At 35.9% G+C, this 7867-nt stretch carries 7 protein-coding genes; 4 read left to right on the top strand and 3 right to left on the bottom strand.

What is annotated here, in order from left to right:
• Positions 1-194: 194 nt before the first annotated feature.
• Together ACFX4L_RS17375 and ACFX4L_RS17370 are read left to right on the top strand one after the other, a co-directional pair.
• Positions 195-689 (top strand): TniQ family protein, encoded by a 495-nt coding sequence (locus ACFX4L_RS17375; RefSeq protein WP_377384637.1) that lies wholly within the window; start codon positions 195-197, stop codon positions 687-689.
• 195 nt (positions 690-884) lie between these two features.
• Positions 885-1406 (top strand): hypothetical protein, encoded by a 522-nt coding sequence (locus ACFX4L_RS17370; RefSeq protein WP_377384635.1) that lies wholly within the window; start codon positions 885-887, stop codon positions 1404-1406.
• A 1134-nt stretch (positions 1407-2540) separates the two neighbouring features.
• Here ACFX4L_RS17370 and ACFX4L_RS17365 read toward each other — a convergent pair.
• From ACFX4L_RS17365 to ACFX4L_RS17355, 3 genes are all read right to left on the bottom strand, one after another.
• Positions 2541-2741: a hypothetical protein gene (locus ACFX4L_RS17365; protein WP_284470954.1), complete on the bottom strand. Its 201-nt coding sequence runs from the start codon at positions 2739-2741 to the stop codon at positions 2541-2543.
• Between the two features lie 62 nt (positions 2742-2803).
• Entirely contained in the window at positions 2804-3346 is a 543-nt protein-coding gene (locus ACFX4L_RS17360) for a chromate transporter (RefSeq protein WP_377405737.1), read from the bottom strand.
• 74 nt (positions 3347-3420) lie between these two features.
• Entirely contained in the window at positions 3421-4050 is a 630-nt protein-coding gene (locus ACFX4L_RS17355; RefSeq protein ID WP_284470953.1) for a chromate transporter, read from the bottom strand.
• A gap of 241 nt (positions 4051-4291) precedes the next feature.
• Here ACFX4L_RS17355 and ACFX4L_RS17350 point away from each other — a divergent pair, with 241 nt between their 5' ends.
• Together ACFX4L_RS17350 and ACFX4L_RS17345 are read left to right on the top strand one after the other, a co-directional pair.
• Positions 4292-5170 carry a LysR family transcriptional regulator gene (locus tag ACFX4L_RS17350; RefSeq protein ID WP_377384631.1) on the top strand — a complete coding sequence of 293 codons (879 nt, stop codon included), beginning with the start codon at positions 4292-4294 and terminating at the stop codon, positions 5168-5170.
• A gap of 1076 nt (positions 5171-6246) precedes the next feature.
• A complete protein-coding gene (locus ACFX4L_RS17345; protein WP_377405733.1) occupies positions 6247-7680 on the top strand; it encodes an alanine/glycine:cation symporter family protein in 1434 nt (477 codons plus the stop codon).
• Positions 7681-7867 lie beyond the last annotated feature (187 nt).

Genomic DNA, 7867 nt, shown 5'->3' with positions numbered 1-7867 from the left:
AAAAAAGGTAGATTTCCTCAGAATAAACTGAGAAAAACTACCTCTATTGGCCCGAAGGGACTTTTTCAGTGCCCTCGATTAATGAGGGGTGATTTAAATAGAAAAGATGTTAAGTGGTAAAAATAACAGTAAAAGTACTTCTGTATCCAGGTCTCGTCTTTACAATATAGAACCAATAGGTATTGGAACTCCATATGTTGAATCACTGTGGAGTGATAACGAGAGTAGCTTCTCATCATTGCGTCCGAGTTGGAGATTTACTAGAATATATAATAATTGAAAAGTTAGAAATGACTAGCTATGAGTTTTATAATAAAAAGACCCAAATCAACAAATTTGGGTCTTTTACAGAAAATCTCATTTCTATAATAGAGAATCTTACTTCACGGAATGATTTGAGGTACCTAACACTTAGGAAATGGGAAAACGCTTTTAAAAATAAAAGAGGTACTGTCAACCAATTCTTAAAATGGAGCCCAAAATGCTTAACGGATTTCAGAAATAATAAATTGGAAATTTATGAACCACTAATTTGGTCTATAAAATGTTTGAAAATTTGCTCTAAACATAAAATTGAGCTTTCCTCAATATGTCCTATGTGTAAAAAAGACCCACTATTCTTTCACAAAGAGAGCAAGACCTGGATTTTGTCCGCATTGCGAACAATGGTTAGGAGAAACAAGTTTTAAAGAGGTGACCGGCGGAGAACTAGAAAGGCAATTAATGCTTTCAAAGTCAGTTGGAGATGTGTTTAGTCAGAATAATAGTGAAATGCAATCTGCTACTAAAGAGGAGATATTGATCTCAATAAAAAAAATAGTAGAAATAACCACAAACGGCAATGTAAAAGAATTTTCAAAACTGGCTAATAAGTCACGGAACAAGTGTATAAATGGTTAAGAGGTACCGAACCAGAATTTGAATCATTGATAGATATATGTGAAGTAGCAAATATTAAAGTTGTTGATTTATTATTAAACCGTATAGATTATTCATTTAATATAAAGGTAAACAACATCCCAAAAGTTAATAGAAAAAGAAAGAATTATGATAGGGATTTAAATGAAATAGAAAGACAATTGGAGGATTTTCATTTAAATGAATATCCACCGATCTCAGTATCAGAAATTCAAAGAAGATTAAAATACTTTAATATCTACCGAAAATATCCGCAGCTTAGTAAAAAAATATCTTATAAGTACCAGGAATATAGAAAAACACAGGCAGAATTAAAACATATGCATAGAGTCGAAGAGGTAAAAACGATTATAAAAGAAATACACAATAATTCTAAATATCCGTCAGAAAGGTTAGTAAAAAGTAAAATGAAAGATCCTATTGCATTTATAGATCCTATTATACGAAAAACATATAAATCGATGCTAAGAGAACTTGGATTAAAGTAAAACTTCTCAAAAGTCTAAACAAGAAAGTTAGATACATATTATTCTATATATAACTGTTATGTATAGATAGTAAATGATTCTTAGATATCTATGTGTAGGTAAACAATAAAGATTTATGAATTATCACTAAAATTTCTGAGGTAGTTGTAACTTTATGTTATTTAGATGTAAGTATTAACAAGAGTTGTTCCAGGGGTTAACCCATTTTTTGTAGGAGTCTTATTGAATAACTTGCAATTTCGTGAGTTATTTAATCTATATATATATGTATATATGTACCTCTATATAATTAAGTAGTTACGATAACGTGGAGAAAAAGCTAATAATAGCGAGAAACCCATTTGATTAAAACTTTGTCTCCATATGTAAGTATATTTTCGTGACTTAAAAAGTCCATTAATTTGAAAATTACCATAAAATTTGTGAATTACACCATTTTTATATTCGTCTTCTTCTTTTAACCAAAACCTTAAGGATTCTTACTTATATCTCCCTTTCTCTATAATTGGCTGATAGTTATTAACCCTGGTGGTACTATGTAAGTTATCTAATTCTATATCCTCATCCAACAGTTTTTCACCTTTTAATGTAAACTTTTCAAAAAGTCCAGAAAATCTACTAGTGAATTAATGTTGCTATTATAATCAGTCATTTCAAATATCAAATATCAAAATGATTCCTTCCAAATATAATTTTCGCTAAATTGTGGTAGTATTTACAAAAAACGAAAACAGCCTTCTAAAGGTTCCGGATAATGTATTGAACTGTGCCGTAAAAAATAATTATTCGTCAAAAACCGAATAACTTCATTTATTAGTGGTGTTGCGTAAGTAGTGTAATGGAATTTATCAAGTAGTTGTTCTAAAGTTTTTGAAAAGGCTCTAAAATATGTACCAGTCAAATCAGGGCTTAAGCGGCCAGGTTAAATATTATAAATGCGAGGACTGAGGGAAAAATAATGATACCATATAAAATCAATAGTTCTTCGTTATTGAATAAAATCAAACTTCAATATAGGTTTCGAAGACTAATGGAGAAACATTGAACTCTTGGCAAGGTTATCTTTCATAGTTTGGCAACAATATGGTAATAATCATAATAAATTCGAATTCTCCTGCTTGATATTTCTTTAATTTATGGAACCAACTTTTGCCCATCATCAAAATAACTGCCTAATTCAGGTCCATATTGATGAACGGCGGAAAATCCACGTTCCTCCTTCATTTCCACAAAATCACGAAACTCAGGTTGTACCATCGCATCATTTAAAAAAAATATGTCTGTTTGATAATGTTTCACTTGAACAAATATTTCGTTTCCATACCGATCAGTCATATTTTCAGTATGTCCAAGATTTAGAGATTACATGGAAGTGTGTTGAACGGAAAAATGAGTCGTTATGAATAGAAGACAACACCAACTAATCCAGAAAGAATAAGGACATAAGCTGGATGCCATCGTAATTTCAATAAGGCAAATAATGATAATCCAAAAACAAGTAATAAGCTTATCGTATGCCATGAAAAGTTCATAGCTATCATATGATTGGAAATGGCAAAACTTATCGCTGCAAAAAGGATTAAACTAGTGACAATGGGTCTTAGTCCATAAAACATCGATTGAATAATTGGATAATGATTCAATTTGCTGAAGAAGGTGGCTATAACGATTATGACTATAATTGCAGGAAGCAGGATTCCGAGAGCAGATGATATGGCTCCTGCTAATCCAGCAGTCGAATAGCCAACGAGAGTGGCACTATTGGTGGTGATAGGACCTGGGGACATGCCGGAAATGGCGATTACATCGGTAAATTGTTGCGTCGTCATCCAACCATGCTGTGAGACTTCCGATCCTATTACGGGAATCATGGCGTATCCCCCTCCAAACGATACAAATCCGATAATAAAGAAGGTGCTAAACAACTCCCACAATTCCATCATCATTTATCCCACGCTTTCTTGAAAATTAGTTTAAACCGATAACAGGGAAATATCGCCCACCTTTCATGGACCTATATGCCTGCACCCATGAAATATTCGAAATCATTCTCTTCTTCTTTCTTTTCTTTTCGGTCCATGTTGATTTTGTAACCTAATTTCCTCTTAATAGAGATGGTCACAACACCTGCTATCGCGCCTGCTAATATAGCTAAAACAGGGTGAATGAAAAAAAGGATTGGAATCCCCACTATTAATATACCTAATGTTGATTTGTCAACAATAGCCGTTTTTCCTATCTTGATAGCCGCATAGGCGATGATGGCAACTATGGAAGCTCTAATCGATATGAATGCGGATTCTATCTTTGGATTATCCTGAATGAAAAAATACAAAATGCCGAGGAGCAGTACAATTAAAAAGGTAGGAAGTGTAACACCGATCATAGCTGCCATTGCGCCCTTCATTCCGGCAATTCGATGGCCGATAAAGGTGGCTGAGTTAACGGCGACAGCTCCCGGTACAGACTGAGATAATGCAAAAACATCCGTAACTTCTTCGCTTTTCAGCCATTTTCTCTTCTCCACTACTTCTTTTTCGATTAAAGGGATCATCGCAAACCCGCCTCCGAATGTGACAGGTGCTATTTTAAAAAAGGTCCAAAATAATTGGAGCAGTGTTTTCCATTGTCCTTTCATTGTCATCAGTCCCTTCCTATGCTGCTCTATATAAATCTTATTATTAACATATCAAAGAAAAAGGAATGGGTAAATTGCAACAAAATCATCGGGTATAACAAAACGTTATACCCAGAAGATTTATCCGTTTTATAGAATTGAATAGAATCACCTGTTCAGGGAAAATAGCGTTGTTTTTCCATTTCACCATTTACCTATATGATGCTATCATTTTATTAAACTATTTATAGACATGGAGGTCGGCGTCTTGAAATTAGAAAATCTAAAAGTGTTTTGTTTAGTGGTGGATGAAGGAAGCATAAGCCAGGCAGCGAGGTTAAGTTTCTTATCTCAACCGGCGGTAACAAGACAGATTCACCAATTGGAAAATTTTTATAACACTTTGTTATTTGACCGTGAGGAAGGGAGGCTAAGGGTGACAGAAGCAGGAAAGTTGTTATACCCTTTTGCAAAAGCTATGGTGAATGACTTCAACCATTCAAAAGAAGTGATTCAGCAATCAGTGGGCGAGTACAATTTAAACCTCATAGTAGGTGCATCCCTGACAATCGGCGAGTATTTATTGCCAAGCTTGCTGGGGAGATTTAAAAAGCAGCAGCCTGAAATAAAAGTGACATTAACGATAAAAAATACCCCTCGAGTTCTGGAGGATTTATCAAACGATGTCATTGATTTGGCCTTGGTGGAAGGACTCGTGGAAAACACCGATTTTATTGTAGAAAAGTTCGCAGATGACGAATTGATATTGGTTTGTCCACCCGACCACACATGGAGAGACAGAAAAGAAATCCAGGTAGAGGAATTGGGAAATGAAAGGATGATCTGGCGTGAATCCATTTCAGGGACACGACTTATCGTAGAAAACATGTTAAGGGAGCATGGGGTTTTAGAAAAAATAGAAAACTACATGGAGATTGGAAGTACACAAGCGATAAAAAGTGCAGTCGAAGCTGGACTTGGAATCAGTATTCTGCCAAGGTTGTCATTGGCCAGGGAATTGGATCAAGGTTTTTTGCGGGAAGTCGGTATTTCCGGTATAAATATAAGAAGAGATCTATGGCTAGTCAGAAAAAACAAGCGTTTTAATAAAATAGGTGTGTCTAATTTTGTGAATTTTCTTCAATAGATAACTGAAGCATCAGTCATTTTACGGTCGCATGCGTTCCTATTCACATGATGTGCAGCGTTTTTTAGGTTCTTGGTTAGTCAATCAGGATTAATGACGAGCCTTAGCATATCGTTTATGAATAAAGCGGAAGTGATTGGAACTGTTATCACTGCTGTTCATATCAGTCAGAAGGAGCAAACATATAAATTGGTTTTGTGAATTCGATCCTATTTGCAGCTGGCTTACTTCTAATTTAAGGAATCGTGTTCTTAATCTTCGTTAAACCAGTTAAAGGGGTTCTCTTATTCAGGTGGACTATTAGTGCAATAGTAAAAAAACTTCTACAATATAAAATTTTTAGAGGTATTATATTTTAAATAAAAGCTTTTCTCATTCGAGAAGGGCATTATTTGTATTTGGATATTCAGCTTCCGCATCCTTTTAAGAAATGAATACAAAATTGGGCATTACATATTTTTCCCTATGAAAATCAAAGTTGATGTTCAAATTATACTGCAAACTAATTCCCTAATTTGATAATCATTCGTTAAATCCCTTGGCTTGACATAATCCCTACAAAGAGAATTATACCTAGATTGTTTACGATTACACTTTTTTTTGAATTTCATACATTGAAACCTCTTCTGCGATGTAGATGATAACTAAATTTCAGCACGGAATTTTTCTTATATTGGGAGTGGTTTAAGAAAAATGATATGAAGCCGATGTTTGCAAAAAAGCCTTGCACGTTAGCCCTAAACAGAAGGTGAGAGGCTTTTTGGTGCTATATTAAAATTTTTTGGATGATTTGGACGAAAAAGGGATTCTGCTGACGTCTGGAATGAACTAAAATAAAGTGGGGGAAGAAAGATTAATATCATAAAGAAGAATACTGAAATATTGATTCCACCAATTCAGGAATGAAAAAAATTATGAGTTAGGATATAATATAATTATTGTATTGGAGATTCATTCGGGAATTTCCTTTTTTTTATGGGCTTCATTAGTTTATCTCCCTGAAGAACCGGGAAATAAATTATAGTTGTATATGTTTTTGCAATAATAATTTAAGTGAAGTAGAGGGGATTGTTTTAATGGGGATGTTAGAAAAATTTATTAGTGAGACAAATGATGTGTTATGGTCATCCATTTTGATCATCATGTTGATTGGATTGGGTCTTTATTTTTCCGTACGCACGAAGTTTGTCCAATTCAGGATGGTTGGGGAAATGTTCAGACTTTTGGGGGAAGGAGCCACGGCGGAAAAAAAGGGTGTGACATCCTTTCAGGCATTTTGCATAAGCACGGCTTCCAGGGTAGGAACTGGTAACCTTGCAGGTGTTGCCATCGCAATCACGATGGGCGGCCCAGGAGCCGTTTTCTGGATGTGGTTAATAGCATTGATCGGGTCTGCTTCAGCTTTCATTGAAAGTACACTTGCTCAAATCTATAAGGTCAAGGATGGGGATGCATTCCGCGGAGGGCCTGCGTATTATATGGAAAAAGCTTTGAACGCCCGATGGATGGGCATCACGTTCGCTGTATTGATTTCGCTTACATTTGGACTTGCTTTCAACTCGGTTCAAGCCAATACGATTTCAAGTGCATTCAATGAATCGTTTGGAATCGAAAAGTGGGTTACGGGTCTTATTCTGGCTGTCGTCACAGCTGTCATCATTTTTGGCGGTATCAAAATGATTGCAAAGGTATCTGAAGTCATCGTCCCGATTATGGCAGGAGCCTATGTGATAGTGGCGTTGATTATCATCATCATGAATATTACCGAGTTACCGGGTGTTTTTGTTCTGATTTTTGAAAGTGCATTTAATGGAATAAAAGAAGTGGCTGGCGGAGTACTGGGAGCTGCCATGATGCAGGGAATCAAGCGTGGCCTATTTTCAAATGAAGCCGGGATGGGTAGTGCACCTAATGCTGGAGCGACGGCAGATGTAAGTCATCCCGTCAAACAAGGACTCATTCAGTCACTGGGTGTTTTTGTCGATACGCTCGTCATTTGCAGTTCGACTGCCTTCATCATTTTGTTCTCGGGTCTTTATACATCGAAAGAAACGGATGGAATCGTCCTTACCCAAAATGCACTTGGTACGGCATTGGGGTCTTGGGCTGGTATTTTCCTTGCCATTATCGTACTGTTATTCGCCTTCAGTTCCATTGTCGGCAACTATTATTATGGAGAGTCGAACATCGGCTTCATCAATGAAAATAAGGTTTGGTTAAACATCTATCGTATCGCAGTAGTAGGGATGGTGATATTCGGTTCGCTTGCCTCACTGAAATTTGTTTGGGGGCTAGCTGACTTGCTGATGGCACTCATGGCCATTATCAACCTGATCGCCATAGCATTACTTGGGAAGATCGCTTTTGCTGCACTGGCGGATTATCAAAAGCAAAAGAAAAGTGGGAAAAATCCTGTTTTCCATGTGAACAATATTAAAGGTTTGAAGAATGTGGAATGTTGGGGAGACCCATCCGATGATGTGGATGTGAATGTGTATAAGGAGAGCTAAGCTCTAATTAAGCTTACATGTAGAGTCCTTGAGAAGGGATTTTACTTGTAAGCTTTTTTTGTATGATCAATTGATTGAAAAGAAGGCTTTTTCCTCTTTTTTCTATCATGATTGAATATTGTTTTGTTTTTTACACAAAATACCTTTGTCTTTAGTACTGCTGTCAATCGATGGTTGGACAATTTGA

The organism is Peribacillus sp. YIM B13482 (assembly GCF_042787975.1).
Taxonomy (GTDB): domain Bacteria; phylum Bacillota; class Bacilli; order Bacillales; family DSM-1321; genus Peribacillus; species Peribacillus simplex_A.
This window is presented reverse-complemented; position numbering and strand designations above follow the sequence as displayed.